Annotated in this window: 27 protein-coding genes; 6 read left to right on the forward strand and 21 right to left on the reverse strand. The window is 38.9% G+C overall.

Going from position 1 to position 26,317, the window contains the following annotated elements; translation table 11 throughout:
• Positions 1-970 (reverse strand): AEC family transporter (locus AC6HVZ_RS17275; protein WP_497559375.1); only part of this gene is annotated, 970 nt, incomplete at its 3' end.
• A gap of 156 nt (positions 971-1,126) precedes the next feature.
• Positions 1,127-1,291, reverse strand: a complete 165-nt coding sequence (locus AC6HVZ_RS17280) for a hypothetical protein (protein ID WP_497559376.1) — start codon at positions 1,289-1,291, stop codon at positions 1,127-1,129.
• A 162-nt stretch (positions 1,292-1,453) separates the two neighbouring features.
• On the opposite strand from AC6HVZ_RS17280, the gene AC6HVZ_RS17285 reads away from it, so the two are divergent.
• From AC6HVZ_RS17285 to AC6HVZ_RS17300, 4 genes are all read left to right on the forward strand, one after another.
• A complete protein-coding gene (locus tag AC6HVZ_RS17285) occupies positions 1,454-2,209 on the forward strand; it encodes an SDR family NAD(P)-dependent oxidoreductase (RefSeq protein WP_497559377.1) in 756 nt (251 codons plus the stop codon).
• Between the two features lie 26 nt (positions 2,210-2,235).
• Positions 2,236-2,655, forward strand: a complete 420-nt coding sequence (locus AC6HVZ_RS17290) for a MarR family winged helix-turn-helix transcriptional regulator (protein ID WP_497559378.1) — start codon at positions 2,236-2,238, stop codon at positions 2,653-2,655.
• A gap of 30 nt (positions 2,656-2,685) precedes the next feature.
• A complete protein-coding gene (locus tag AC6HVZ_RS17295; protein WP_497559379.1) occupies positions 2,686-3,420 on the forward strand; it encodes a glucose 1-dehydrogenase in 735 nt (244 codons plus the stop codon).
• 323 nt (positions 3,421-3,743) lie between these two features.
• Positions 3,744-4,397, forward strand: coding sequence for a carboxymuconolactone decarboxylase family protein (locus tag AC6HVZ_RS17300; RefSeq protein ID WP_497559380.1), 654 nt, complete (start codon positions 3,744-3,746; stop codon positions 4,395-4,397).
• A gap of 313 nt (positions 4,398-4,710) precedes the next feature.
• Here the strand turns inward: AC6HVZ_RS17300 and AC6HVZ_RS17305 are convergent, their stop codons facing one another.
• The 5 genes from AC6HVZ_RS17305 to AC6HVZ_RS17325 form a co-directional block, all read right to left on the reverse strand.
• The gene (locus tag AC6HVZ_RS17305) at positions 4,711-5,250 is read right to left on the reverse strand and encodes a peroxiredoxin family protein (protein ID WP_497559381.1); all 540 of its coding nucleotides are present in this window, start codon (positions 5,248-5,250) and stop codon (positions 4,711-4,713) included.
• A 7-nt stretch (positions 5,251-5,257) separates the two neighbouring features.
• Positions 5,258-5,896 (reverse strand): hypothetical protein, encoded by a 639-nt coding sequence (locus AC6HVZ_RS17310; protein ID WP_497559382.1) that lies wholly within the window; start codon positions 5,894-5,896, stop codon positions 5,258-5,260.
• Positions 5,897-6,173: 277 nt separating this feature from the next.
• Positions 6,174-7,151, reverse strand: a complete 978-nt coding sequence (locus AC6HVZ_RS17315; RefSeq protein WP_497559383.1) for an HD domain-containing protein — start codon at positions 7,149-7,151, stop codon at positions 6,174-6,176.
• A gap of 407 nt (positions 7,152-7,558) precedes the next feature.
• The gene (locus tag AC6HVZ_RS17320) at positions 7,559-9,370 is read right to left on the reverse strand and encodes a YhgE/Pip domain-containing protein (RefSeq protein WP_497559384.1); all 1,812 of its coding nucleotides are present in this window, start codon (positions 9,368-9,370) and stop codon (positions 7,559-7,561) included.
• 2 nt (positions 9,371-9,372) lie between these two features.
• Complete coding sequence (locus tag AC6HVZ_RS17325) at positions 9,373-11,319, reverse strand: efflux RND transporter permease subunit (RefSeq protein WP_497559385.1); 1,947 nt, start codon at positions 11,317-11,319, stop codon at positions 9,373-9,375.
• Between the two features lie 423 nt (positions 11,320-11,742).
• Between AC6HVZ_RS17325 and AC6HVZ_RS17330 the strand changes: the two genes are divergently transcribed.
• Positions 11,743-12,312, forward strand: a complete 570-nt coding sequence (locus AC6HVZ_RS17330; RefSeq protein ID WP_497559386.1) for a TetR/AcrR family transcriptional regulator — start codon at positions 11,743-11,745, stop codon at positions 12,310-12,312.
• Positions 12,313-12,896: 584 nt separating this feature from the next.
• Here the strand turns inward: AC6HVZ_RS17330 and bioB are convergent.
• Positions 12,897-13,886, reverse strand: a complete 990-nt coding sequence (gene bioB, locus AC6HVZ_RS17335) for a biotin synthase BioB (RefSeq protein ID WP_497559387.1) — start codon at positions 13,884-13,886, stop codon at positions 12,897-12,899.
• A 22-nt stretch (positions 13,887-13,908) separates the two neighbouring features.
• Positions 13,909-14,505, reverse strand: coding sequence for a biotin transporter BioY (locus tag AC6HVZ_RS17340; RefSeq protein WP_497559388.1), 597 nt, complete (start codon positions 14,503-14,505; stop codon positions 13,909-13,911).
• A gap of 520 nt (positions 14,506-15,025) precedes the next feature.
• Between AC6HVZ_RS17340 and AC6HVZ_RS17345 the strand changes: the two genes are divergently transcribed.
• Positions 15,026-15,223: a hypothetical protein gene (locus AC6HVZ_RS17345; protein ID WP_497559389.1), complete on the forward strand. Its 198-nt coding sequence runs from the start codon at positions 15,026-15,028 to the stop codon at positions 15,221-15,223.
• 108 nt (positions 15,224-15,331) lie between these two features.
• Here the strand turns inward: AC6HVZ_RS17345 and AC6HVZ_RS17350 are convergent, their stop codons facing one another.
• The 12 genes from AC6HVZ_RS17350 to AC6HVZ_RS17405 all read right to left on the reverse strand — a co-directional run bounded on the left by AC6HVZ_RS17350 (position 15,332) and on the right by AC6HVZ_RS17405 (position 25,835).
• Positions 15,332-16,078: an IS66 family transposase gene (locus AC6HVZ_RS17350; RefSeq protein WP_497559390.1), complete on the reverse strand. Its 747-nt coding sequence runs from the start codon at positions 16,076-16,078 to the stop codon at positions 15,332-15,334.
• Positions 16,075-16,473: a hypothetical protein gene (locus AC6HVZ_RS17355; protein ID WP_497559391.1), complete on the reverse strand. Its 399-nt coding sequence runs from the start codon at positions 16,471-16,473 to the stop codon at positions 16,075-16,077. The genes AC6HVZ_RS17350 and AC6HVZ_RS17355 overlap by 4 nt, the downstream gene beginning before the upstream one ends.
• Positions 16,474-16,584: 111 nt before the next feature.
• Positions 16,585-17,055, reverse strand: coding sequence for a peptide-methionine (S)-S-oxide reductase (locus AC6HVZ_RS17360; RefSeq protein WP_497559392.1), 471 nt, complete (start codon positions 17,053-17,055; stop codon positions 16,585-16,587).
• A 681-nt stretch (positions 17,056-17,736) separates the two neighbouring features.
• The gene (locus AC6HVZ_RS17365; protein WP_497559393.1) at positions 17,737-18,213 is read right to left on the reverse strand and encodes a thioesterase family protein; all 477 of its coding nucleotides are present in this window, start codon (positions 18,211-18,213) and stop codon (positions 17,737-17,739) included.
• 28 nt (positions 18,214-18,241) lie between these two features.
• Complete coding sequence (locus tag AC6HVZ_RS17370) at positions 18,242-19,210, reverse strand: 3-hydroxyacyl-CoA dehydrogenase NAD-binding domain-containing protein (RefSeq protein WP_497559394.1); 969 nt, start codon at positions 19,208-19,210, stop codon at positions 18,242-18,244.
• A 1-nt stretch (position 19,211) separates the two neighbouring features.
• Positions 19,212-20,105, reverse strand: coding sequence for a beta-keto acid cleavage family enzyme (locus AC6HVZ_RS17375; RefSeq protein ID WP_497559400.1), 894 nt, complete (start codon positions 20,103-20,105; stop codon positions 19,212-19,214).
• Entirely contained in the window at positions 20,098-20,655 is a 558-nt protein-coding gene (locus AC6HVZ_RS17380; protein WP_497559395.1) for a GbsR/MarR family transcriptional regulator, read from the reverse strand. Before AC6HVZ_RS17380 ends, AC6HVZ_RS17375 begins: the two co-directional genes overlap by 8 nt.
• Positions 20,656-20,697: 42 nt before the next feature.
• Positions 20,698-22,371, reverse strand: a complete 1,674-nt coding sequence (locus tag AC6HVZ_RS17385; protein WP_497559396.1) for a CocE/NonD family hydrolase — start codon at positions 22,369-22,371, stop codon at positions 20,698-20,700.
• A 66-nt stretch (positions 22,372-22,437) separates the two neighbouring features.
• Positions 22,438-23,085, reverse strand: a complete 648-nt coding sequence (locus AC6HVZ_RS17390; protein ID WP_497559397.1) for an ABC transporter permease — start codon at positions 23,083-23,085, stop codon at positions 22,438-22,440.
• Position 23,086: 1 nt separating this feature from the next.
• Positions 23,087-23,968: an osmoprotectant ABC transporter substrate-binding protein gene (locus AC6HVZ_RS17395; protein WP_497559401.1), complete on the reverse strand. Its 882-nt coding sequence runs from the start codon at positions 23,966-23,968 to the stop codon at positions 23,087-23,089.
• A 54-nt stretch (positions 23,969-24,022) separates the two neighbouring features.
• Complete coding sequence (locus tag AC6HVZ_RS17400; RefSeq protein ID WP_497559398.1) at positions 24,023-24,667, reverse strand: ABC transporter permease; 645 nt, start codon at positions 24,665-24,667, stop codon at positions 24,023-24,025.
• 13 nt (positions 24,668-24,680) lie between these two features.
• Positions 24,681-25,835 (reverse strand): betaine/proline/choline family ABC transporter ATP-binding protein, encoded by a 1,155-nt coding sequence (locus AC6HVZ_RS17405; protein WP_497559399.1) that lies wholly within the window; start codon positions 25,833-25,835, stop codon positions 24,681-24,683.
• Positions 25,836-26,317 lie beyond the last annotated feature (482 nt).

Raw genomic sequence — 26,317 nt, forward strand, 5'->3', positions numbered from 1 at the left:
AAATTGCCATTACAACTAGAATAATAGATAGGCTAATAATCGAGATTAATGTGGTTGCAAGTGTATATAAAGGCACCTGTTTCATCAATGTATTATATTTTTCTGCAAACACGTAGACAATCGCACCTGTTGGCATAGCAGATAGAATGACAACTGTAGTTGCCCATAAATCATCTTCCAGTGGAAAAACGAAATATACGATAAGAATAGACACCAATGGCAGAATCAATAATTTTAAACCTAATAGGGTAATAAACTCAGATATTTGATAGTGTTTATTTTTCAAAATACTTCGTTGACCTGATAATCCTAACCCTATTGCAAATAAAGCAGCAGGCCCTGCAGCAGGACCAAGAATATCCGTAAATACATAAACAGGCTGTGGAACCGATATCTGTGAAACACCAATAATAATCCCTACTAGTAACGAAGCATTAATGGGGTTTAACAAAACAGATTTTACAACCGTTCCGAACATAGGCAGAATTTTCTTCTTTTCATGATATTCCTTATTCCTGACCCTGGTCACTTCAAATGACACAACCACCATTGTAATAATCGTTAAATCATAAATAAAAGTTACAATTGCAGCCGGAACTGCAGCTTCTTGTCCAAATGCGGTGACTAGTAACGGGATGCCTAAAAATCCAAGATTTCCATATGTCGTAATCATTCCATACATACTAAGTGCAGGGAATTTCTTTTTAAAGAAAAATTTAAAAATGAAGACTGTCAATGTAAAACAAATCAAGACAATCAAAAGATTAGCAAAGATAAATTCCAAATTCACAAGCTGTTCCACAGGCGCATTTGATAGCGAGTGAAACAATAATGCCGGAAGTGCAAAATAATAGACAAAATAGTTTAATGACGATGTACCATTTAATGGTAATAAATTAAGTCTTCCAGCTAAAAATCCACAAAAAATGATAGCGAATATTGGAATGACTACCTGAATCAATACGAGCATTTACATCCCCTTTCGATTTAGACGTATTATAATATGTAGAGAAAATTTAATTCATCTAATTTTCAATCTTATCACAACAATGTCTATAAGCAAGTAAACCGCTTGCTCGAAGCAAACGGCCTATTTCCTATCAAGAATTATATGAATGCTTCTACACTAGAGATCCCAGTTATCAGCCCTTCTTTGTTTTGCTTTATCCTTATGTTTTTTATTAGCCTCCGCACTGCCAATTTCCTTTGAGAACTCAGCATCCTGCTTGCTGGAATCAAATCCGTGCTTATTCTTCTGCTCTGGATCATTTTTCTTTGTTCTTTTCGCCATAATACCCCTCCTTCTTTTCTTTATTATAAGGAGTGAAAATGGAAATATACGTAATTTTTTTCCGTAAAATTGCATAACCTATTCCACTGTTCATAAATATAGTTTAGTGTTAAACTAAATATGATAGTTTAACACTAAACTACTTTTAAGGAGATGAGGAAATTGGGAAAATTACAAGATAAAGTAGTTATTATTACAGGCGGTGCCGGTGGAATTGGCAGCGGTATGGCTAAGGCAATGGTAAAAGAGGGAGCAATTGTTACAATTGTTGATGTTAACGAAGAAACCGGAAAAGAAATGGAAAAGGAATTACAGACTGTTTCTCCTAAGTCCATGTTTCTTAGAGCTGATTTAATGGATCGGGAAAAGCTGGAACAAATTATTACAACAGTAATTGAAAAATACGGCAAGCTTGATGTATTGGTAAATAATGCACATGCTTCTAAGCAAGCAACGATTGAAGAAACAACACAGGAAGATCTGGATTTATCATTTGGCACTGGATTTTATCCAACCTTCTATTTAATGAAGGCTGCACTTCCCTTTTTAAAAGAATCGAAAGGAAATATAATTAATTTTGCATCCGGTGCAGGATTGAATGGTCATGAAACGCAGGGTGCATACGCAGCAGCAAAAGAAGCTATTCGCGGGATTTCACGCGTAGCTGCAAATGAATGGGGCAGATTTGACATTAACGTAAATTTAATAAGCCCCATCGCAAATTCACCTGGTGTAGAGAAATGGGCAAAAGCACAGCCCGAATATTATGAGGAAGTGAAGAAGAAAATTCCAATCGGGCGTTTTGGTGATGTCGAAGAGGATATTGGCCGAGTAGCCGTATTTCTTGCTTCAGAGGATGCAAACTATATTACAGGCCAGACCATCATGGTTGACGGCGGATCCATTATGCTCCGTTAATAATACGATTTACTGGAGAGGATTTTTTGAGACAGCGAAATATTTTCAAACTAATTCATGCAATCGAACAAATGAATAATGAAAACATTATAAGATTCACAAAGGCATTTCAATACCCACTGGGAATATCGCCAATTCTTGTTTTAGCTGAATTAAAATCACATGGCCCTAGGAAACAGGTTGAATTAGCTGAAACGCTTGGCTATACAAAAGGCGCAATGACAAATATTGCTACGAAGCTTTCAAAATTAAAACTGGCAGAAAGATTATACGATGAAAGGGATCGGAGAACGATTCAGTTAAAAATCACATCTACTGGTGAGAAAGCCTTGAACGAAGCACAGGCAATTGGTCAAGATGTATTTATGGAACTTTTTGAAGTGCTTAGTGAAGAAGAAATCAATCAGTATTTAAGGATTCAGGAGAAATTAGTTAAAGGTATTTAAGACAGAAAATCTTAAATTGGAGGAGTTCAGATGAACAGATTAGATGGTAAAGTAGCAATAATCACAGGTGCAGCACGTGGAATGGGAGAGACTCATGCCCGATTATTCATAAATGAAGGCGCAAAAGTAATGATTGCAGATATTCTGAAAGATGAAGGAAGCGCCTTAGCCGAAGAACTTGGAGAAAATGCAACATTCATCAAGCTGGACGTAACAAAAGCAGCTAATTGGCAGGAAGCTGTTGCAGCAACAGAAGAGGCGTTTGGCCCAGTTAATGTATTAGTCAACAATGCTGGTATCAGTATGAATAAATCAATCGAAGAAATAACGGAGGCGGAGTACAGAAAAATTATTGACATTAACCAGGTATCCGTATTTCTTGGCATGAAAGCAGTTTTACCTTCGATAAAAAAAAGTGATAAAGCTTCCATCGTAAATATCTCTTCTATCAATGGTCTTGTTGGTGGCGCAATTGGCTATACCGATTCGAAATTTGCTGTTAGAGGTATGACAAAAGCGGCTGCACTTGAGCTTGCACACTCTGGTATTCGTGTTAATTCTGTTCATCCTGGAGTTATTGAGACCCCAATGATTACACAAGGGGATTCCAAGGATGCTATTAAAGAATTTGCAAAATATATTCCAAATAAACGAATTGCCAAGCCTGAGGAAGTTTCAAAGCTTGTTTTGTATCTCGCTTCTGATGATTCCAGTTATAGCACTGGAGCTGAGTTTGTGGTTGATGGTGGATTGACTGCACAGTAAGCTAATTGGTACTCTTGAGATGCCCCTTAATAGATGTTTTCTATTAAGGGAGCAATTGCCTTTTCAATATAACCAATCCTCCTCGTAAACGTTGGATATAAAATGGTATGGAGCAACAAATTCCACAGAAGGAAGCTTATCTATCTATGCATGAAACAAAAAGAAACATATTCACTCACTATACTATTTTAATTTAAAGTATTTGCTAATTCGCTCTTATTTAATATTTTTCCCTGACAAGCATTATTTTTACAAAAAATAAGTTGGCGTGTTACCATAAATATACGGAATCATTAATAAAAGCTACAAAGGAGTTTTTGAACATGTCATCTTTTTATTCAAAAGAACATACGCATGATTTCCTGACGCAATTAAAGGAACACGCACCAGAACAACTGAAAGCATTTAATGAATTTAATATGAAGGTATTTAAAGATGGATCCTTAACACGAAAGGAAAAAGAATTGGTTGCAGTTGCAACTACACATGTGACACAATGCCCATACTGTATTGATTCACATACAAAAAACGCTAAAAAGGCTGGAGCAACATTGGAAGAGCTGACAGAAGCTGCCTTTGTAACGGCTGCTATAGAGGCTGGAAGTGCAGTCACCCATAGTACCCATGTCCACAATGCAACAGATGAGCGAGCATCTGACGCCCTTTATGAACGTTCCAACTTAAAGCATTTAGGTAAATTAAATACATTTGCCAAAGAAGGGTTTAAAGGATATCAGGACTTTAGTGCTGCAGCAACAAAAGCTGGAAAATTAAGTTCTAAGTTTAAAGAAATTATTGCTGTAGCGGTAGCACATGCTACGCAATGTCCTTATTGCATTGACGTTCACACCAAAAATGCAGCGCGTGAAGGTGCCACTAGTGAAGAACTAGCTGAAGCGATCATGGTAACTGCCGCATTGCGTGCGGGTGGATCGTATGCACATATGAGGATTATGTTTGATAGTTATCAGGATTAGGGAAATTATATTCTTTGGATATAAAAAAATGATAAGCTTATCATGCATGGATAAAGCACCCAAGATGATGGGGCTTTATCTTGATTTTTTTCTCACATACGATGTATTACGCATTTAACCTACTACAGTAGAGTGATTCTTTTAAAATTCAGGACAAAGCGGCTGATAGAACGTCGCCCATCGACAAAACCAATCTAATCCATGCTCGAATAGTCCATCAGACTGATTCTTTGACCATATTGATAAAAATAATATTATCCCAATATTAACACAATTACTCACCATCTATAATAAAATATGATATCAAAAACTGTTATTCCATTTTTTCCAATTCCTGTACCATAAGATCGTAATTCATAGCCCCCAATCGTATAAATTGGATACGACCATTTGAATCAATCATATAGGACGTTGGATATGCCTGAATTTGATAGGTCTCCATTACGTCAGATTCTGGATCCATTGGCACTGGGAACGTCATTTCATATTCCTGTACAAATTTAGTAACCGTATCGTGTGCTTCCGCCATATTAACAGCCAATATAACAACATCCTTATTATCATACAGTTTTTGCATATCCGGGATTTCTGCCCTGCATGGCGGACACCAGGTAGCCCAGAAGTTAAGCAGCACACGTTTTCCTCTGTAATCGGATAATCGTACCGTTTCTCCTGCTGATGTTTCCAATTCAAAATCAGGAGCGATATCCCCTAAGGCAATTCCAATTTCATCCGTGGAGTCTGAAGCATTATTCCCTCCTGATTTCGAATCATTTTCTGATGAACCGATGAAATCATAAACCGCCCAACTAATCATTCCCACAATAATTACAATGAAAATTCCCTTCTTCACTTAAAGATCACCTCTTAGCATTAGAAATAAGGATTACAAAACTAATCACGAAAAATACTTCAACAAACCAAGCCTCCATAATATAACCAAATACCGTTACGAATGGCTGAATACTCGATAAAATGATTAATCCCAGAGACCATCCAATTAACATCACCATTATTAGTAATCTTACCGTAATCCGTCTATGACAGAGAAAAAATAAAATCAGGAGAATAAAAAGCAGGAGCAAATATCCAAAAGTGTATGTGTTGTTATTCCAGACGAATTGAATAAATTCATACAAAAAGGATGCTACTAAAAATACATGCAAAAAGGACTCGATCAATGCAAGGACATTCATCTGTTTTCTGAAAAACTTATAAATAAGCACGATTGCAATAAATAACACCGCTAAGTAAAATGAATCCGAATTACTTGGATAGGCCAATATTGCCAATGGATCTTCTATGAAAATAGAAAAATACAGGATGATTTTTCCTAGCCAGATAAAGATAACGAAATTAACAAGCTGTGAAATTAATTCCTCTATCTGTTTTTTCTTCTGTTCCTTTGATAAATCACTCATTATATAGAAGGAAATAAATCCAGCAATAAAACTCAAAACAATGATGCTGATTGGTATTAATTTGCTTGCAATTACCATGAGACATTTCCTCCGTTTTAGTTTCTAATCCAACTATATATGTTCATTATGAAGTTTTGATGAAAATAATGCCAATCAAGAATACTAAATTATTTTTTGAAGCGACAAAACGGACAATAAGATTTGCTTGTTGTCCATTTCATTATTTTTATTTACTTGCTTATCAATGACCTGTTCGATACTATCCTATCTGTTTCAATTAACAACTTCATTCTCTTAAATCGCATTACTTATATATTATATATAAGAATCAGGCTTTTAGAATGTAGTCAATAATTTAATTTGAGATTATCTTTACATGCACACCTTTCGCCGCTTTGTCATAGGCTGCTTTATTCATCTCCAACACTTTTTCGGAAAGAATAGATGCTCTAACTAATTTATCCCCATATAGAATAGAAGGATCCATCAATCTCATCTTATTTATACGGTGTATATCGTAATTTTTCGCATCCACCTTTACTTTTACGTTTTGATTGATTTTGCTTAATAGATCCTGTATTTCCTTATTTTTAGATGATTGTAATTTATGAATAAGCCTGTTATCATCCATAAGAAAGTCACCTTGGTTAATGATTCTTTTGTCCAATGCCAATTTTAATATTTTTGCTAAAAAATCATTCGCATATATATTTAATGGATCCATAAAGAAGTCTATTACTTCTTTATAATACGTTTTAACAAACCATTCAGCTATTTCAATGCTTTGAAGATATATTTTTCCTTCCCTTACGATTAAATCACTTAAAAACTTCTGCACATCAATTAATGATATCTGTTCATATTCAAACATATCTCGTAATGTATAATCCACTCTATCTGCACATAATTCATTTGCTGGCTGCTCAAGCAATGTCCACGATGAATCATCAAGCAGCATATCTTCATATCTATAATTATATTTCTTGAGAATCGTCGGAATTTCAGATTTTTCGATAACAGAATTATAAATTGCCTCATGATAGTCTTCATTTTGATTATTAAAGACAAAATCAACAACATGAGAAAATGCTGTATGTGATATATCATGTAACACCCCTGCAATTTGCTCCTCTACAGAACCACCCAGTTTCTTAATGAAAAGCATTACTCCAATTGAATGATCATATCGAGTTACATTCCATTTTTCATTAACTAAGTAACTTGCTCCACCTTGGTGAATACCCTTTAACCTTTGAACTGGCTTACTTAATAGTAATTCTTCTAAGACTTTATCTACTGTAAATTCTCCATATAATTTATCTGAAATAATCAATTAAATCTCCCCTTGCTTATTCAAATATTTAACTCACCACTTAGGATTTCCACTTTTTAATAAAAAGTCTTTTGTTCATTTATACAATTAATCATACAATAATCAATCATATATGCGATAGACTTTTTTCATAGTCTTTTCATTAACAGTAGGGGATAGTGCTTGGATTTTGACCAGGGGAGCATCGCTTTGGCGGGGGGTTCGCTACTTTTTACGCCTCCAACGGACATAACTACACGATTCCATGCTCGAATTGTCCATGAGAGCTCTTCTCACGGACATAACGTTGGAGCTAGGAGTAGCTCTATTCCGGGAACTAAGTTATCCACAACATTTGAATTTTATAGTACGCTAAGCAATGAAAAAAGGCGCCTCCCCCACCAGGGTCAGCACCTTCATTCACTTCTTTAAGAAAATAAATCCTTAAAGCGATCCCAGATTCCTTTTTCTTCCTCAACAGGTTCTTCCGTTGTTTCTGGTTCTTCATTTTTAATACGCTCTGTTTTCAACACAAATTGTACCGAATTAACATTTTCGTTTTTATCGGAGACAAATGATATGGCATCAAAATCAGATTTATCATAGTCGCCCATCATCTCATCGATTTCCTCCGTCATTTGTCCTGGTAAATCTTTAGTGGATTGATGCAATTCTGCTGTACCATTATGAAGTTCACCAACACCATTTTCTAGCTCTGTAGTTCCCTTAGACAATTCTCCGATTCCATTGTGTACGTCCTGATAAGAGCTGGATAATTGGCTCACTCCCCCAGTATATTCTACTAAACCGGAGTGAAAGGCTTTATAATTACTGGACAAACTGGCTATCCCTTCCTGCAACTTTGCAAAGCCTTCCATGCTATCCATGTTTTCCAGCGAAGATGAAAGCCCACCAGCAATTGTGTCTAAATTATTAGCCATTTCGGTGAGACCACTAATCGTTTTCTCTAATGTTACATCAACTGCATCAAAGCCTTGTTTCACCTCAGTGTAAGTTCCTTTTGCAGTTTGTGCAGCAGCATACGTTTCAAGAAGTTTTCTAACTACTTCCTGATCTGCATCACTGTTTTTCAATGCTTCTATTTCTTCGTTTGTAATATCTGCAGGAATAGCTTTTATGGCTGCATCCAATGCAGCATAAGCTTCTGCATAATTCTGTTTTAGTAGTCCTAATCCATCTGCAGTTTCCCCTAAGCCACTGGAAATTTCAGTAAGTCCTTCGACTAAACCTTCTATTCCACTTAGATCCATCCCTTCCGTATTACCAAGAGACTTACTCAATATATCAAGAGCTTCTTTAATTTCTTTAGATCCAGCTACTAGTTCAGACGAAGACTTATCAAGATCAGCGATTCCACTTTTGTATTGTACAGAACCGTCATGTAATTCCGCAACACCGTTATTTATTTCAGAAACACCATTACTTAGTTCCCCCACCCCATCGTTTATTTCAGCAATGGCGCCTGTCAGGGATTTCATATCACCAGTCATTTCGTCTACATCCGGTGCTTCTACGGACATCGATGATGGAACACCTGTGATGTCAATGCCGTCTAATTCAAAATCTACTACATCCGCTTCGACCAAGAGTTCTTCTTCATTTTCAGGCATGACGGTAAACGTCACTTGCTCATTCTTCCCGGCATTGGCGACCATTCCGTCTTCCGCCTTGATGTTACTGGCAATTTCTGAGCCGAGTGTAAGCGAGATTTGCAATAGATAGTTTTCAAAAAAGACTGGATTCACCGTCTCATTGGCAGACGTTTCTATCCTAATTTTTAAGCGACCGTCTTTCCCAGCCAGTTCATCCGGGGATATTTTCTTCCCATCCAAGGAATAAGAAACAGCAATATCCCAAGGTAGGGCAGTATCTTCCATATTCCCTTGATAATAAAACTTACCCTCGGATGCTGTGAATTGTACCTTATTGTCACTTTGTTCCAGTTCTGATAAATCGGTTAAGTTCTTCAGGCTGGAGTACGAGCCATAATCAACAACTTTACCCTCTTTTTTAACGTCCAGCGTATTCACAACATAAATTTCCTGTCTGTCACCAGTGGGACTTAGTGTTGCATATACCACTTCATCCTTCGAGGTAACTTTTCCATCCTGCTCAAGCTTTGCTTCCTCGGTCTTACTGTCACTTGAAGAAGCAGTTACAAGAAATGACGGCAAGACAAGGATCACGGCTGCCAAGACTAGGAGTATTTTTCTTCTCATCATCATTTCTCCCTTTTATAATAATTTGCTTTCCATGTTGTTTTTTCTATCAATTTATCAAATACCAACAGAACGGCTGGTAGGAATAACACAACCATAATAAAGGCAAGTAATGCTCCACGTCCCAGTAATAATCCTATGGACGAAACGACGGGGTTGGACGAAGTAAGCCATAGAATAAACCCGACACTAGATAAAATGGAAGCAGAAATCGCAATCGAGAAAATCTTCTCATCGATGGTTTTCTTAATTGCTTGTAGTGCTGGCATTTCTTTTCGATTCTCTTTAAATGCTTCGGTCAGCAAAATACCATAATCAACCGTCGCAGCTAGCTGTACTGTACTGACGATCAGGTATCCTACAAAGACCAGAGAAGAATCAGTAAAGTATGGAATTGATAAATTAATCCAAACAGCCGACTGAATCGTCAGCAGAAGAACTACGGGAAAAGAAATGGATTTAAACGCAACCAACAAAACAATGGCAATGGTGATAACGGTTAGTAAATTAACAACTATATTATCCTTTTGCACAACATTTTTTATTGTCTTCAGTGTCACGCTTTCCCCTAGTGAATAGTAATCATCTCCATAATAACCTTCAGCTGTTTGCTCGACTTCTTCAATTAAGCCAAATGCCGTATCCCCTTCCGTGTCGGTGTTTGTCTGTAGAATGATCCGGCTGTAATTTTCGGAATAAAACTGTTCCGTCACGGATTCATCCAGATACTCAGGAGGGATTGCTGCACTAACTGTGTTGACATAGGATAGAACACTTTTTACATGTTCCGTGTTTTCTAAGTCTTCCACTAATTCTTCTTCTTTCGCTACATCCCCTTTTGGAACAAGCAGTACCATAGAGGTATTTTTCCCAAATTCTTCTTCAATCTTTATTACATCACTGCCAGCCCGGGTTGATTCTGGTTGTTCACCGATCCCATAAATGAAATTAGTTTGACCTTGAGCTAAAAATGCCGGTACAAGGAGAATAAATACTAGGATTAAACTAGGTATTTTAAGTTTCATAACACCATTTCCGATATTTTTAATGCTTGGCAACAGGGGCTTATGCTGGGTTTTATCAATCCATTTATAAAACATAATTGTCAGCGCAGGCAGGAAAACCATGACACTAATAAAGCTTAATAGAATTCCTTTTACCAGGTTGACTCCTAAATCGGAACCAATCTCAAAATTCATAAATGTCAGTGCAATAAAACCAAAGAAGGTGGTTGACGCACTTGCTGCAATCGCAGGGAATGATCGCTTCATCGCAAGCTGCATTGCTTCCTTAGGATCTGCTACCTTCTGCCGGTAATCTGAAAAACTATGAAGCAGAAAAATAGCATAATCCAGTGAAACCGCAAGCTGCAGAATCGGTGCGACCGACTGCGTAACAAAGGATATTTCACCGAGAAAAATATTCGTTCCTAAATTAATCAATACCGAAACACCAATAGCCGTCAGGAAGAATACCGGTTCAATCCAAGAACTGGTGGACAGAACCAAAATGATGATGATAATCGGTATCAATAATGCAGCAGCATACATGGTTTCGGTAAAAGCCATCTTTTGTTGCGTCGCCGTGTTTAGCGCTTCCCCTGCCATGGCATTTTCTTTACCAATCAGCTCATAAATGGCATCCGTAGTCGCCACTTCATCTCCTTCACGAATACTGAAGGAAAATAGTGCATTTTTATCTTTGTAATAAGTTTCCACTGTATCCTGATCAACCATTTCGATCGGAGTTTTTATATCGACGGCATCATCTAACCAGGTAACGTCTGACACGCCATCGATGGAGGCAAGCTGATCTTTATATTCAAGTGCCTCCTGTATGGTAACGTCATTTATCATGACACTAGTATTCGGAACAGAACCATCAAACTCCTGATCCATGACATCCATTGCTTTCGTAGACGGAGCATCTTCCGGCAAATAATCTACCATATTGTAGTTAACAGAAACGGTAAACTGAACAACGGCGCTGATTACTGCAATAATTAAAAAAGCAATAACGATGGGCTTTTTACGTTTTATGATTCGTGTTGCAATGCCTATAACAATTCACCCTCTCTTGCTAGTTTAATAGCGTAAGCATCCGTGTAGCGGCGTATGGACTGTGCCCCACAGGACGTGGGGTGGTTCGACTTTGCCACGTGATGTGATGGTCTTAGTCGAACATTCCTTCGCAGGAGTTAGAGGAAGTCCACTAGTCGCTGAACGCTGAAGCTAGACATATCAAAAATTCCACTATATCATTATATAAAACACGCTGTTGCTTTTACAACAATCAGTTTCGCAAAATACGTATGTTTCCCAACATATTTTTTTATTCTGTTGGAAAATGTGAAATTTTTAGGAGGGATTCCTTTGACTTCTGATAAATTGGATCGACGAAAAAAATATACCCGGATGGTTTTAAAAGATAGCCTAATGAATTTGTTGAAGAAAAAACAAATTTCAACAATTACGGTTAAAGAAATATGTGAACTGGCCGATATCAATCGCTCGACATTCTATGCCCATTACGCCGATCAATTTGACCTGTTTGAACAAATAGAAGAAGAGCTGATCGAAGAAATGATTAGGTACCTAAGTACGTACGATGTTGAGAAAGAAGATGAAGCCTTACAAATGACAGAAAGATTGATTAAATACTTTGCTTCCAAGCAGGACGAATGCCAAACGCTTCTCAACGAAAATGCAAATTCCTCCTTCGAGAAGAAAGTGGTAATTGTCGCACATCGCTTCATTATGAAAAATTTGATGGAGTTAAAGCCACTCGATCAGGACATTACCAAGTACTTGAGCTCTTTTATCGTAAGCGGAAGTATTCAAGTGATGAAAGTGTGGTTGAACAACGGCATGGATAAATCACCAAAGGAAATGGCTGAGATTATTATTAATGTGATTAATAAAGGGATTTTGGGGTTTAGGTGATTGAGAGGGTCAACAACAATTACCTCAAACATCACTAAATAAGTAAAAAAAGCTTCCCAAAAAAGTTTTCACAACTACTGGGAAGCTCCATTTAGAAAATCCTCGATGTAGCTTTTTACTCTATACACACCGTTTATTCTATTATTTAAACCTTTGAATCGGTTTTGGATCCAAACTGATATTGATTTGTTTTGTCTCTTGGTATTCATCCAATCCATATGTCCCAAGGCTTCTGCAGATACCACTCTGCTTATATCCTACCCATGGTGCGACTATGAAAAACAATTTGATATTTCCTATCCTGAATTTAGGGAAATCCTCATTACTTTCATAACGATATTCGGTAAGTAAACCGTTTTAGCTATATCCCGGATCGTTAGCGAATTTACATCTGTTCTTCCTTTGTTCGCAAATCGACCTATTCCGTTTAAACAATAATCTGCTAGCAGATAGATTTAGAAATAAATGTCGGCGACTAAAGTCACTTTTCAGGCTGAAGTCCTGCTCAAAGCCCTTATACTTAAGCATACTCTAATCCCCTGCAACACAAGACGTGATACATAATATTTTTTGGACAGTTCAACTCAAACATTCGCTTCATCATATATAAAGTCCGACTCAAAGCCAAGATCGTGCAGCATTTGGTGGTCTTCCGTATCTTCCCGGCCGAGGGTTGTCAAATAATTACCGATAAAAATTGAGTTAGCTGCATACAATCCAAGTGGCTGAAGACTTTTTAAATTAACCTCTCTACCACCAGAAATACGTATCTCTTTTGTCGGATTAACATAACGAAACATGGCAAGCACTTTCAAACAATATATCGGATTTAGTTCGTTAGTTCCTTCTAGCATGGTTCCGTCAATCGCATGCAGAAAATTTACCGGTATAGAATCTACATCCAGCTCTTTTAATGCCTTGGCCATTTGCACAACGTCTTCCTCTGTTTCCTTCATTCCTACAATAACACCTGAACATGGTGACATACCTGCTCGCTTTGCTTGATTTACAGTCCTAACCCGATCCTGATACGTATGACTTGTCGTAATCGCATCATGATGATTTTCTGAAGTATTGATATTATGATTGTAGCGGCTGACACCAGCCTGTTTTAGCTTATCAGCCTGACCGGGTTTCAATATACCAAGACAGGCACAGATTTTCAGATCGTATTTTGATTTGATTTCTTCGACTGCCTCAGCTATATGATTCAATTCCCGATCAGTCGGACCCCTGCCGCTCGCCACAATACAGTAGGTACCAGAGTGCATCTGCTGTGCTTTCTCAGCACCTTTTATAATCGAATTCTTGTCCAGCATCCGATACTTTTCAATTGGTGTACTAGAGTCTCTCGACTGTGCGCAATATCCACAGTTTTCTGAGCAATTTCCAGATTTTGTATTAATAATCATATTCAGTTTCACTTTGTTTCCATAATAATGTTTACGAATCTGATATGCACCGTTTAACAATTGCAAAATATCCTCGTTAGGGCTTTTCAATATGCCCATTGCTTCCTCATCCGTCAGTTCATATCCATCCAAAACACCTTTTGCAAGTTTACTGTATTCCATATATGCATCTCCTCCACGAAATTTACGCTGCATTCTCTTTTTGAAAACGTTGAACCCCGATACCTGATTTTCGGAGTCTGTATGCGAATAATCCTGCACTAATTGAAAGAATAATATCTTTCGGTAATGGCACCATCATCCATGCCCACACCAGTCCATATGTCAATCCATCCGGCGCATCAAACCAGAAAAGATATGCCGCATACATCCAGTTAGTCCCAAAAACATAATTAATTGCCATACCAATCAGTGCCGCAGTTATGTACATTGGTAGGCTCCGCTTCTTTTCAACCAGTTTTCCCGCAACATAAGCTACCAGAATAAAAGACAAAATGAAACCAAATGTCGGCGAAAAGATAACCGCAGCCCCACCTTTGAACTGTGCAAATATAGGCGCACCTACAAGCCCGAGTATCATGTAAACAAACATAGAAAATGCTCCAAGTCTGCTTCCCAGTACGATACCCGCCAACACTGCAAAAAATGTCTGCAACGTAATCGGCACACCACCAACAATCATAAATGGAGCAATTGATGTGATATTTGCACCGATTGCAGTCATTGCTACAAACACGCTGGATGTAGTAATACTAAGTGCTTGCCAATTTTTTTTTGCCATAATTGTCACCTCTTCTCTATATATTGTTTACCTGAAAAAAAATAGGTTAACAATTGCAATATAAAGAATATCATAAACTCTTATAAAATAGAAGTCTTTTAAAATAAAAATTGAAGATTCTAGTATGAAGGAATTTCCAGGCTTTCAAACCAAAAGTTGGGTTAAATCAAAACTAGGGTTTAATCCCTTAGTACTTGTCACAGTTGTAAACCATCAAACGGAAGACCATTCCCATCCACCGAGGATATTTTACAGGAAGCATTGTTCTCGCTACAGAGTTACTTTCTAAAAAACTAAACAACCTCTCTCAGATGCGTTACACTAATAGTAGAGGATTCGGATGACGAATAGCGATAAGTTCGTCATGTTTTCGTGTCCTCAAAAATGACAAAGGAACTTACAATGAAATCAAATGCAAATTTCTATAATACAGATGATACCCAATTGTCGCAGTGCTTTACCGGGTGAAATCATCTTTAAACATAGAATAGAACAAGTAAGCCGAGGTGAGCATGAATCTATGTGGAATCAGCTAGTCCAGGATTACCATTACCTTGGTCAACTTGTCGACAGGCAGCGGTACACCGGAACCAGTTACCAAACAGCAAACTGGATCTATGTCGGAGAAAGTGGAGGATATGAAAAAGTTGGTAGAACGTACCGTTATCATGGTAACAAGAAGGCAATTTACATGTATGTCATAGAATGTATGTCATAGAAAAAAACTTCGTTACTACTCAGAGGATCGAAACACCGCTAAAAAAATGCAACCCAAATAAGGGGCATATCACCCCTGTATTTGAGTCATATTAAATTATCCATATGTCTATTTTGGAACAAATGGGATTCCTTTAAAGGCATCCTGAAGGTTTTCCATCACTGGCTTCCCCTGTTTCTTTAGGGTAGATACATATCCGCTGATTCTGCGAAACCCGCCGGATACTTTTTGTTGAACTTTGATCATCCGCACATCCTGTTCAGCCCTGTTATTGGTGAACGGAACCCGGAAATCATGCATGAAAAGCAGCACATGATCACGGTACTTATCCAGACGGTCCAACAGATTTTTTTCCTTGCTTTGCTTCCTTCTCCCCTTTTTCTTTTCTTTTGGAGGAGGTGGAGTTGGATTCACCGTTAACCCCTGTTGAATAATGGCATCATATCTTGCCTCGAACCGGGATAATTGTTCTGGATCCAAACAATCTATAGTTTTGTCAACCTTTGCTTCAACAGCGGACTTGATTTCATACAATAGATTCAGCATGTCCTTTGCCCAATCCTGTCCACCCTGTTCCATGATTGCCAGTAATTCTCGTTCATGGTGGACGTTACAAAGCGCATGTTGGCAGTCTTCATATCGATAGTAAGCACGCCACCCATCATGTACAGCGATGTTTTGATATTCTGGGGGAATCCCTGCTTCATCCATCCCGTCTTTCCCGCGTTTGAGATCCATCGTGTAATGGGTCATCTGATCAGTCCCAGCGGTGTGAAGCCAGTGGTTTTTCCCTTTTATACGTGTCCCGGATTCATCAAAGTGAACGACAGGAGAATGAATCAGTTTCTGTTTCACTTCTTCCTCATAGGGAAGCAACTGCTCATATCATTTTTTGTTGGTGTTGTAAAGTGTTCCTTCACTAATTCCTGCCCTGTTAGATCTTTTAGTAGTTCGCTAATCCGGGCAGAAGGAATCAACTGATAGACGCTCAAGTAACTGGCAAAAGATTTAAAGTTTGATCCATACTGGACAGAATAAGGTACTTCTTCTGGGAATGACGCCTCATTTTTATGGTGGCAATGTGGGCATTGTGTAGATGCTGCCTGATGCTCCGTCACTTCCATTTTTGCTAGCAATTCATAAATTTGGCGTCGTTTGTACGTATCAGAAGGTACATTTTCCAAATTGTATCCGCATGCTTGACTTGTGGACACTGAGTGGGTGACGATGCGATCGGGATCATCTTTCATCTCCAGAAAGTTTCCTTTATGTCCCTTTTGTCCGCCACTGGCTTTCCCGCTTTTTTTTAAAAAGTTTCTTTGTGGGTGCTGAGTAGTTACACCATCTTTTAATATTCTTCCTTACTTATATTTACTTAATATTTCATCTGGAATATGACAATAATCATTCGGAAATCTAGCTAACCTATCTTGATGTTCTTCTGCACTTCTCACATAGTTTGTAAGAGGTAATACTTCAACAACTATAAGGTCATAATCATATCTCACACTAAGAAACTCCTCCGCTTCTTTTAAGTGTTCACGCTTTTCACTATATACTCCTGTTCTGTATTTCTCGCCAACATCCTGTCCTTGTTTATTCAAACTGTATGGATCAATAATTTCAAATAAATATGCCATTAATTCCCTGATTGTTACAACTGTCGGATCAAACCCTGTTTTGACACATTCGGCATACCCATCATAATCACCCTCAAGTGTATTTCTTATTCCATTAGCTCTTCCCGCTTCTGTAAACTTAACTCCAGGTAAAGTTTTTATAAAAGCTTGTACTCCCCATAAACATCCACCTGCAAAATATACTACTTCCACATTGTTCTCTCCCTCCGTATAGAATATATCCTGATATGGCAGTAAAAAGAATATAATTTAAACTCTCCATTTATCATTTGATGTCGCACATTCAGAACATACTGTTGTTAAGTGAAATCCACTATATGCTCTACCACAACTTTGACACTTCGGGTGCCAGTCATGTATAAATTCTAGCTATTTAATCTTCCTTCTTTTATATTATTCGTTTAATTTTATCAAAAATAGTGATAGAAAACTTCTTCTCTATGTTAATGTCTCTCTATTTTTAACACAAGAATAAATTCCCATAATTGTGAATTATAGTGGTAATATTTTTCAGTTAAATAGCAGTTTGCTACACAAAGATATTTTTTGACTCTTCCACTAAACTTTCAGTTAGTTTAAGATCATTACTTCACATTCTCTCCATTTGTTTCAACACACCAAATTTCCCTCTCATTAACATGTTAAAGAGAACGTTAACAATAACAGATATTATCAGTATATTTTTATGATTTTTTATGCTAAATCATATGTTATAATCAAGTAATCACTGATATGTAAGGAAAAGCAAGAGACCAAAACATATGCGATTTGGTCTCCTAATTAGTATACTATTTCGTATGTTAGCGTATATTTCTCCACCGAAACAGAGCTGCTTACTGAAAGGCTTTGAAAATATTCACATTCACACACTGGCTACTTTTTCCGTCTAATGCCGATAACACGTCCAATTTCTTCGGGAGTAGCTTCTGGTATGTGTTTTTCAGCTAGTTCCACAACACCATTATTAATTATTTCCGGGAATACTGCGGCCTTCCCTTTTGACTGATCGATTCCCATTAGCATTTGTTCACTTGTTGCGGCACGTTTGCCATTTTCCCCGATAAGTTCAAAAAAAACATGCAAGCGTTTTTCGTCGTAATCAATCAACTGTAACTGAACTTCAAATGGTTCGCCTAATTTCATTTCATCCAAATAACAGACATGGCTCTCCATCGTGTAGATCGTATAATTGTTTTCTTTGCGGAATTCATCGGTTATTCCGATAAAATTCATCATCCGGTCGACACCCCAGCTGAATGCACGAATATATTCCGCATCATTCATATGGCCGTTATAGTCAATCCATTCCTCAGGAACTTCATGCTGAATAATGACTTTTGGATTACCCACATTCATTCCCCCTTGTATATTATTGATATTACAATCTTCCTGAGAGATTTGCACCCGGCCAGTATTTTTCCAGCAGCTGCTGAAGCTCAATTAAAAACTGATCGCGGCGGTCTTCCAGCATTTCCATTTCCGTTTCTCCAGTCTGTGCTTTACTTCCGGTAATCACCTTTTCTGCCAGTTCATCGGTTAATTCTGGTGCCTCCAATTTTGTCCATGGTAATTTCAAAGCGGGACCAAATTGTTCTAGTAGGTGGCGCATACCTTCCTTGCCGCCACCCATATGCAATGTCATGAACGGTCCCATCAGTGCCCAACGAAGTCCAGGTCCATAAATGATGGATGCATCTACTTCTTCTGTCGTTGCCACACCGTCATTGACGATATGCAATGATTCACGCCAGATTGCTTCCATTAAGCGGTCGGCGATATGACCTTCAATCTCCTGACGAACAACAAGTGGTTTCATCTTCAATGCATGGTAAAAGTCCTTTGCCTTTGATATATATTTTTTTTCTGTTTTATTCCCACCAACAAGCTCAACAAGTGGCATGAGATAGACTGGATTAAACGGATGGGCGACCATTACCCGCTCCGGAGCATTTTCACAGTCTGCCTGCAATATACTTGGCAATATACCGGATGTGCTTGAGGCAATAATTGCTTCTTTCGGTGCAAATTTATCAATCGTTGCAATAACATTTCGTTTTAATTCTTCACGTTCCGGTACATTCTCCTGAACAAATTCTGCTTGGGATAGCGCCTTTTTTAGATCTTGTTCAAAGAAGAGATTATCACTTGAAGCACCTTCTGCAAGACCGATTTTTTCGATATATGGCCATGCACGTTTTACCGCTTCACGGGTACGCGCTTCGGCCGTTGGATCTGGGTCTGATGCTGTTACATGGAAGCCACCTGCTAGGAATCGTGTAATCCAGCCATTACCGATGACCCCTGTCCCTACAACGGTAATATGTTTGTTTGGAATCTTAGTTGTCATATTAGTCCTTCTTTCCATATGGATTTAATAAATTTAAATGTTCACGTGCTTCTTGCGGTGTCATAATATCGGAGCCAAGGCTTTGCACAATTCCTACTGCTTTATCGACAAGCTGCTCATTTGTTGCCAGCTGCCCCTTTTTTAGATAGAGATTATCTTCCAAACCAACACGAACACTTCCACCCTGTAGCAATGATTCAGCGACTATCGGCATTTGCATGCGTCCAATTCCGAATGCCGCCCAATTAGCGTTTTCTGGAATCCGGCTCTTCATGTAGGAAAGAGTTTCAGCATCCGCAGCAGCACCCCATGGAATACCAAGACAGAACTGGAATAATGGATCCCCCTCAATCAGTCCTTCATCAATCAGTTGGTTGGCAAAGCGAACATGGCCAGTATCAAAGCATTCCAATTCAGGTTTAACACCGCTCTCCTGTACAAGTTTCGCCTGCTTCCTTAACCAGTCAGTCGGGCTGACATACAGCATATCACCGAAATTAATGCTTCCACAGTCAAGGGTGCACATTTCCGGTAGGAGTTTGCCTATCGGTTCATGGCGTTCTTCGGGAGTTTGGATGTCTGTACCCGCACCACCTTTTGTTGGATCGTCCGTACTCGGGATCCAATCACCGCCACCACCTGAAGTGATATTGATGACCACATCTGTTTTTGATTCTCGAATGCGTTCCACAACCTCCTCGTAAAGGCTCAAATCATGGCTCAATTTCCCGGTTTTTGGGTCACGGACATGAAGATGTGCAATGGTTGCTCCAGCTCTAGCTGCTTTGATGGCTGAATCAGCAATTTCCTTTGGTGTCACGGGGACGTGCTGACTTTTTGCTGTTGTGTCACCTGCTCCTGTTAATGCACATGATAAAATTACTTTATTATTCATCGTAATCCACTCCTGTCTGTTTTTTAGGTACATGTTTAAATATTTCTCCGCTCTCAAAAAAATCGGCTACCCGGCGAATCCAGTCATAATAATCCATCCAGTCTCTAATTTCTTCGAGGAGTTCATTAATAGCCTGTTCATCTTTCTTGGTCAAATCTTCCTTCTCTTGTAACTGATTCATTTTTTTCATAAGTCGTTGTTCAAAGCCACGACTCCGATTAATCGCTTTTTGCCATGTAGAGTTAAAAAGGGAAATGAATGTCTGGTAATAGTCCTCTTCAACTGCGTATAAATCTTTTCGAACACCTTTTTTAAAGACGCGCTCAGCAATGTTCATATCAATCATTTCCCGAACGACCTGACTCATTCGCGTTTTACTCATTCCCGTTTCTGCCGATAATTCATCCAATGTCATTGGTTTTCTGTTCATATAGATGATTCCTAGAATACGCCCAACAGTTGTAGAAACACCGAAAGCATTCATGTTATCTGATATTTTTTCAATAAATTGTGCTTTAACATCTTCAATATTTTCGATATGATTATCCATTTTAACTCCCCTTTTCTCAGGTGTTGATTGAATCTCAACATATCAGATATCAGCAAGCGGCAATATGAGCTTTGAGGGTGTTTTTCCTCCTTGGTAAATATGCTCCATCGCAGTTTTTCCAGTTACATGTGTTTTTGTTGTTGTTCCATTATTTAAATTTATATCGTACAACGGGGCTTTGCTTGCTGTTATATCCAAACGAACAGAATGTCCCTTTTTCAGCGTATATGCTGTTGTTCCTATTTCAAGCTCTAACTGAAATGGCTTATGAAGTGTTTCCACCTTTTCCCGATGGAACGTATCGATGATGTTATAGACATGCCCCGATTTGTCCACATCTGAGAGCCTTAAGGCGATATCAAATAGTTCAGATGGAGAAGCACCCCAGATGACTGCCTTCACGGTACCGAGCAGCTGTTTCTCCACTTCAAGCGGTTCACTCGTGTAGACTAATACATCCTCTAGCTCTTGGATATCACTAATTTCAAACATACCCGACCCATGTCCTGCGATGAGAACATTCCCACCTCGGATCGGTATCGTGTGAGCTGGATCCAGTTTCAAGGCGCTTTTCGATTGTATCGACAAGGCTTCAGAGCTTAGCCTGCCATCCCCGTGACGCGTTTGTGAATTTCCATTACTGTGGAGATATAATTCACTGAACGCTTTCGCATGCGGCCAGCCATCAAAGGCTTCCCATTTATTCTGCTCCATTAAATAGAAGTGAACAGGTTTCTCGATCGACATTGGTTTATCTTTCAGCCATTTATCAAACCATTTAATATGAATTTCTGTTGGGTCTTTTACTTTGTCGACTCCAATATTTTCTGCTGCATGTTGGAAAAATCTCTCTCCAGCACGTCCAGTCATTTCTTCATGTGTCCACGGACCAATCCAAAGCATTTTTGACCCGTCATAAGCATGATACAATTCCAATGTTGATGTTAATAACGCATCAAACCAGCCGCCCATAAACAATGCAGGAATCCCGGTATTTTCTAACTTGTCAAAAAGCCTTGTTTTTTCCTTCCATTCAGGTGACAGTTTGTCCTGCATTATATCAAAGAAAAAGGAATTCGGATCAAGGTCCTTCATCGGCTGAAACTCATCAGCAGGTTTATGGAATAACCATTCCGGCATATTTTCTACATAGTTTTGAAATTTCCTTTTATCCAATCGGTTGCTTCGCTTTAACTGATCCTCGATGATGGAACCCAGTACCCATGTTTCAAATTTCCCTATTGCATTTACTGCTCCTGCTTTAGTTGAAGTATCCTTAAATGGATCCCCCATTGTCATAACCGGTGCAATTGCTTTTAGGGAAGGAGGTTTTTCCACCGCTGCAGCGAGCTGTGTATAGCCATGGTAGGACATACCAAACAACCCGACACTTCCATCAGAGAAGGGAAGCTTTGCAGCCCACTCAACGGCATCATAACCATCTTTCCCTTCATGAATAAATGGGTAAAATTCCCCTTCAGATGCAAACCTTCCACGAACATCTTGGAGAATGACCGCATAACCTGCCTCTACCATCCGAGGAACATCTAGGTATTCATTATAATAACGCGGTGTTTCCTTATCATATGGCAACCGGAGCATCAATACTGGATATAATCCTTGATCGTTCGGACGATATACATCTGACTGTAAAACTGTGCCATCACGCAGTTGACAGGGAAGGTTTTTTTTTACCTTTATATTGGTTTCCCCCATATTCATCAGCCCTTTCCATGCAATTAAATAACTTACAAAGACTCTAATCCATTATATTATACGAGGTTACGATGATTTTACCGGCTGTAATTTCCGTTCGATCCAGCCCATAATCATATCTGCAGCAATAGCCATGAAAGCGGTTGGGATTGCTCCAGCCAAGATGATTGCCGTTCCATCAGTGGCATTCGTTCCGGTCAAAATAATTGCACCGAGTCCACCAGCACCGACAAATGCTCCAATTGCCGCAACCCCGATTCCGATAACAATCGCTGTCCGCAAGCCAGCCATAATGACACTGATTGCGAGCGGAAGTTCAACCATACGTAAAAGCTGGAAACGAGTCATCCCAGAAGCATACCCTGCTTCAATAATATTTTTATCCACATTTTTCATGCCAACATACGTATTTTGTGTAATTGGTAAAATCGAATATAGCATTAACGTAAAAATCGCCGTATTTGCTCCAAGTCCAAGAACGATCATAATCACAGCCATCGCCCCCAAGGCTGGAATGGTCTGGATAATGCTACCGAATGCAAGTACCCAGCTGCTTAGCTTTGTGTATTTTGCAATTAGAATTCCTAAGGGGATCGAGATAATCGCTGCAAATAAAACGCCATATGCCGCCATTAAAAAGTGTCTATAAAATTGAATCCAAATATAGTCACCATTATTACTGACATAGGTTATAAATTGTTCCAATGTTTCCATCTCACTGTCCCCCTTTACCTTCATTTAAAAAGTAGTTATTACTTTCAAGAAACTGTTTGGCCACTTTTCTTGGATTGATCAATTTAACATCTGCATTATAATTCAATTCTTGCATTTTTTCTGTTGAAATTTGACCGGAAAGTCTATCCATAATGTCCTTAATTTCTGGATGCTTTTTCAATGTTTCATTGGCAACAACTGGGGATGCATCATATGGCGGGAAGAAACGCCGATCATCCTTTAGAACCTTCAAATTGAATTCCCGAATTCTTCCATCCGAGGAATATGCCAGCACGACATCCATACTGCCAGTTGCTGCTGCCTGGTATACCAGCCCGATATTCATTGGATAAACTTCCCCAAATGAGAAATACATCTCCTGAAATCCATCATATCCGTCTCCTTTACGATTAATCCAGGCATTATCGACCCCAAAACGAAGGGTCTCTGCATAGGCCTCTAAATCAGAAACGGTTTCAATATTATTTTTTTCAGCAAATTCTTCCGTCACCGCTACGGAATAGCTGTTCTCAAAGCCATACGTAGGTCCCCATGTTTGATGAAAACGTTCCTCGAATTCACGTTCAACGATTTCCAGTGCTCTATCCGGATCAGTAATCGGATCCATTCCTAGCGCACCGGATAAATCTGTTCCTGTATATCTTGTACTTGTGATATCCAAGTCACCTTGCATCATTCCCTGATGCTGAACGATCGATGACCCCAGATGTGTCACAAGATCGGTATCTGCATCCGTTTCCCGCTCAATCATAATTGCCAGCATTTCTGCAAGTATATGTGATTCCGATGTACCCAGTGCTCCGATCTTAATCGTATCCTTTGTTGTGCTTGCAAGACCCGGCAGCGAGCAGCCTGTAAGCATCACAAGCAAAACAAGCAAAAGTATAGCTTTCTTCACTGCTTTTCACCTCCAAAATTATGCTGTTTCATATGAATCCTTTAACCCTTCAGGAGTCAATTTATTTTCTAAAACGGCCAATGACCTGTCTGCAATCAATGCTAGAATAGTCGCTGGTATTGTCCCCGCTAAAATTAATGATGGCTGATATAAGTTCAATCCATCAAAAATAAAATCACCAAGACCACCACCGCCAATAAATGCTGCAAGTGTTGCCCAGCCAATCAGATAGACAGTCGACAAGCGAATACCAGCCATGATTACCGGCAGTGACAATGGCAGCTCCATTTTTAAAATCGATTGCCAATTACTCATTCCCATTCCTTTTCCTGCTTCTACTACACCATAATCAACATCGCGAACACCAATATACGTATTACGCAAAATCGGAAGCAGCGAATAAAAGAACAATGCTGCAATTGCTGGTATTTTTCCTACACCTAAAATTGGTATGAAAAACGCAAGTATCGCTAAGCTAGGGATAGTTTGTAATATACCTATAAAGCTAATAAAACGATCCGCAAATTTTGGAACCCTTGAAAGCAATATCCCTAACGGTACAGCTACAATAACACCAAGTAAAATAGCTGCCAATGAAATGTAAAAATGCTCCCACGTTTTGATCAAAAGGTCATTGCCATGTGATGAAAGAAATTCCATCATTATCGTCCACCTCCTATTCTGCTTCAGCGACAGTATTTTCAAGTTCCATACCATCGCCCCAAATTGTATCGTATAAAATATTTGCCAGTGCTGCTCTTGTGATTATTCCTGTCAGCCGCTCTTTATCATCGACAACAGGCACATATTTTGCCCCACGGCGCAGAATCTTGTGCACCGTATCTCGTAATAAACTATCTTCTGTAACCGTAAAGATTTCCGTGTCCATCACTTCTTCAACAAGCTTTGCTTTTTTATAATTCAGGTTTATTGCTTCAATATCAATATAGCCTTGCAATACGTTGTCAACATCAACAACAAGCAGTGAGTCAACTTTCTTATCACGCATCGTTGCAATAGCGGACTTTAATGAAGTTCCTGGTTGAACGGTAATTGGAGTACCCCCAGTAATCTGTCCAACGGTAGTGACATCTGGGCGCCCTTGAATTAAACGTTCTTTGCCAAGGAATTCTTCCACAAATTCATTTGCTGGATTTCTTAGAATCTCGTCCGGTGTGTCAGCCTGGACAATTTCACCGTCCCTTATTATCACAACACGATCGGCAAGCTTCAATGCTTCATCCATATCATGTGTAACGAAAACAATCGTTTTCCCTAAATCCTTCTGCAACTTTTTAAATTCCTCTTGAAGGGAATCTCTCGTAATCGGGTCAAGTGCACCAAACGGTTCGTCCATTAATATTAATGGTGGATTCGCTGCAAGAGCACGTAATACACCAATCCGCTGCTGCTGTCCCCCACTTAATTCATGCGGGTATTTATCCAAATAGTCTTCGGACATATTTACTAGTTTCAATAGCTCACGTGCACGTTTATCCTTTTTTTCTTTTGACCATTTTAATAATGTCCCAACCAAAGCAATGTTTTCTTTGATCGTCATATGTGGCATCAAACCAATTTGCTGGATCACATACCCAATGGAACGGCGCAGCTCAACCGGATTCTGATCTTTAATATCTTTACCATCAACAAGAATGTTCCCCTCTGTAATATCTATCAGTCGGTTCACCATTTTCATTGTTGTTGTCTTGCCACACCCACTTGGACCAATAAAACAAATGAATTCGCCTTTTTCAATTTTCAAATTCAACTTATTGACAGCTAGTATTCCGTCATCGTATCGCTTTGTTACATTTTTAAACTCTAACAATACCCTACACCTCCATAGTTACTTTCGCTCTACATCAACTTTCTTAGTATAACCAACTACCACTATTAAACAAAAGGGCATATAAGTTCATAAAGTTTTAAAAATCTATGCAATTTTTATTGTATAAAATTTATAACGTGTTTATCATACAATTCCTCTGTTTTCCTCTTAATAAAGTGAAACTTCATTCAGTGGGGTTTCCCTTCCTCCCCCACTGAATGTTAGTAACTCATGGCATGACCTAAAGGCCCTTGAACAGAATCAGGAAATTTACGGGCTGTTTATACCGCAAGGGTATGACACAAGGCCCTCCCCCACCTGCGCGTCTAGGATTTCTCACGCTTGGAGGTGGGGGTGTTACAGCCCGTTAATGCGTGAAAAAAGCTGTATTTGATTTTTGGGATAAAAATTAAACAGTAGAGTAGGAGGAGGGATTTCGCCCTCCGACCTCTCATCAAACCGTACGTGCAGATTTCCCGCAT

This window comes from Oceanobacillus sp. NCCP-135, from assembly GCF_059698015.1.

What these genes read in the sequence shown, in the direction of transcription:
- AC6HVZ_RS17280 (WP_497559376.1), bottom strand. Translation starts at nt 1,291, where the DNA reads ATGGCGAAAAGAACAAAGAAAAATGATCCAGAGCAGAAGAATAAGCAC.
- AC6HVZ_RS17295 (WP_497559379.1), top strand. Translation starts at nt 2,686, where the DNA reads ATGAACAGATTAGATGGTAAAGTAGCAATAATCACAGGTGCAGCACGT.
- AC6HVZ_RS17300 (WP_497559380.1), top strand. Translation starts at nt 3,744, where the DNA reads ATGTCATCTTTTTATTCAAAAGAACATACGCATGATTTCCTGACGCAA.
- AC6HVZ_RS17310 (WP_497559382.1), bottom strand. Translation starts at nt 5,896, where the DNA reads ATGGTAATTGCAAGCAAATTAATACCAATCAGCATCATTGTTTTGAGT.
- AC6HVZ_RS17320 (WP_497559384.1), bottom strand. Translation starts at nt 9,370, where the DNA reads ATGAGAAGAAAAATACTCCTAGTCTTGGCAGCCGTGATCCTTGTCTTG.
- AC6HVZ_RS17325 (WP_497559385.1), bottom strand. Translation starts at nt 11,319, where the DNA reads ATGGTAGATTATTTGCCGGAAGATGCTCCGTCTACGAAAGCAATGGAT.
- bioB (WP_497559387.1), bottom strand. Translation starts at nt 13,886, where the DNA reads ATGGAATACAGTAAACTTGCAAAAGGTGTTTTGGATGGATATGAACTG.
- AC6HVZ_RS17340 (WP_497559388.1), bottom strand. Translation starts at nt 14,505, where the DNA reads ATGGCAAAAAAAAATTGGCAAGCACTTAGTATTACTACATCCAGCGTG.
- AC6HVZ_RS17345 (WP_497559389.1), top strand. Translation starts at nt 15,026, where the DNA reads ATGTGGAATCAGCTAGTCCAGGATTACCATTACCTTGGTCAACTTGTC.
- AC6HVZ_RS17355 (WP_497559391.1), bottom strand. Translation starts at nt 16,473, where the DNA reads ATGAAAGATGATCCCGATCGCATCGTCACCCACTCAGTGTCCACAAGT.
- AC6HVZ_RS17370 (WP_497559394.1), bottom strand. Translation starts at nt 19,210, where the DNA reads ATGACAACTAAGATTCCAAACAAACATATTACCGTTGTAGGGACAGGG.
- AC6HVZ_RS17375 (WP_497559400.1), bottom strand. Translation starts at nt 20,105, where the DNA reads ATGAATAATAAAGTAATTTTATCATGTGCATTAACAGGAGCAGGTGAC.
- AC6HVZ_RS17380 (WP_497559395.1), bottom strand. Translation starts at nt 20,655, where the DNA reads ATGGATAATCATATCGAAAATATTGAAGATGTTAAAGCACAATTTATT.
- AC6HVZ_RS17385 (WP_497559396.1), bottom strand. Translation starts at nt 22,371, where the DNA reads ATGGGGGAAACCAATATAAAGGTAAAAAAAAACCTTCCCTGTCAACTG.
- AC6HVZ_RS17390 (WP_497559397.1), bottom strand. Translation starts at nt 23,085, where the DNA reads ATGGAAACATTGGAACAATTTATAACCTATGTCAGTAATAATGGTGAC.
- AC6HVZ_RS17395 (WP_497559401.1), bottom strand. Translation starts at nt 23,968, where the DNA reads ATGCTTACAGGCTGCTCGCTGCCGGGTCTTGCAAGCACAACAAAGGAT.
- AC6HVZ_RS17400 (WP_497559398.1), bottom strand. Translation starts at nt 24,667, where the DNA reads ATGATGGAATTTCTTTCATCACATGGCAATGACCTTTTGATCAAAACG.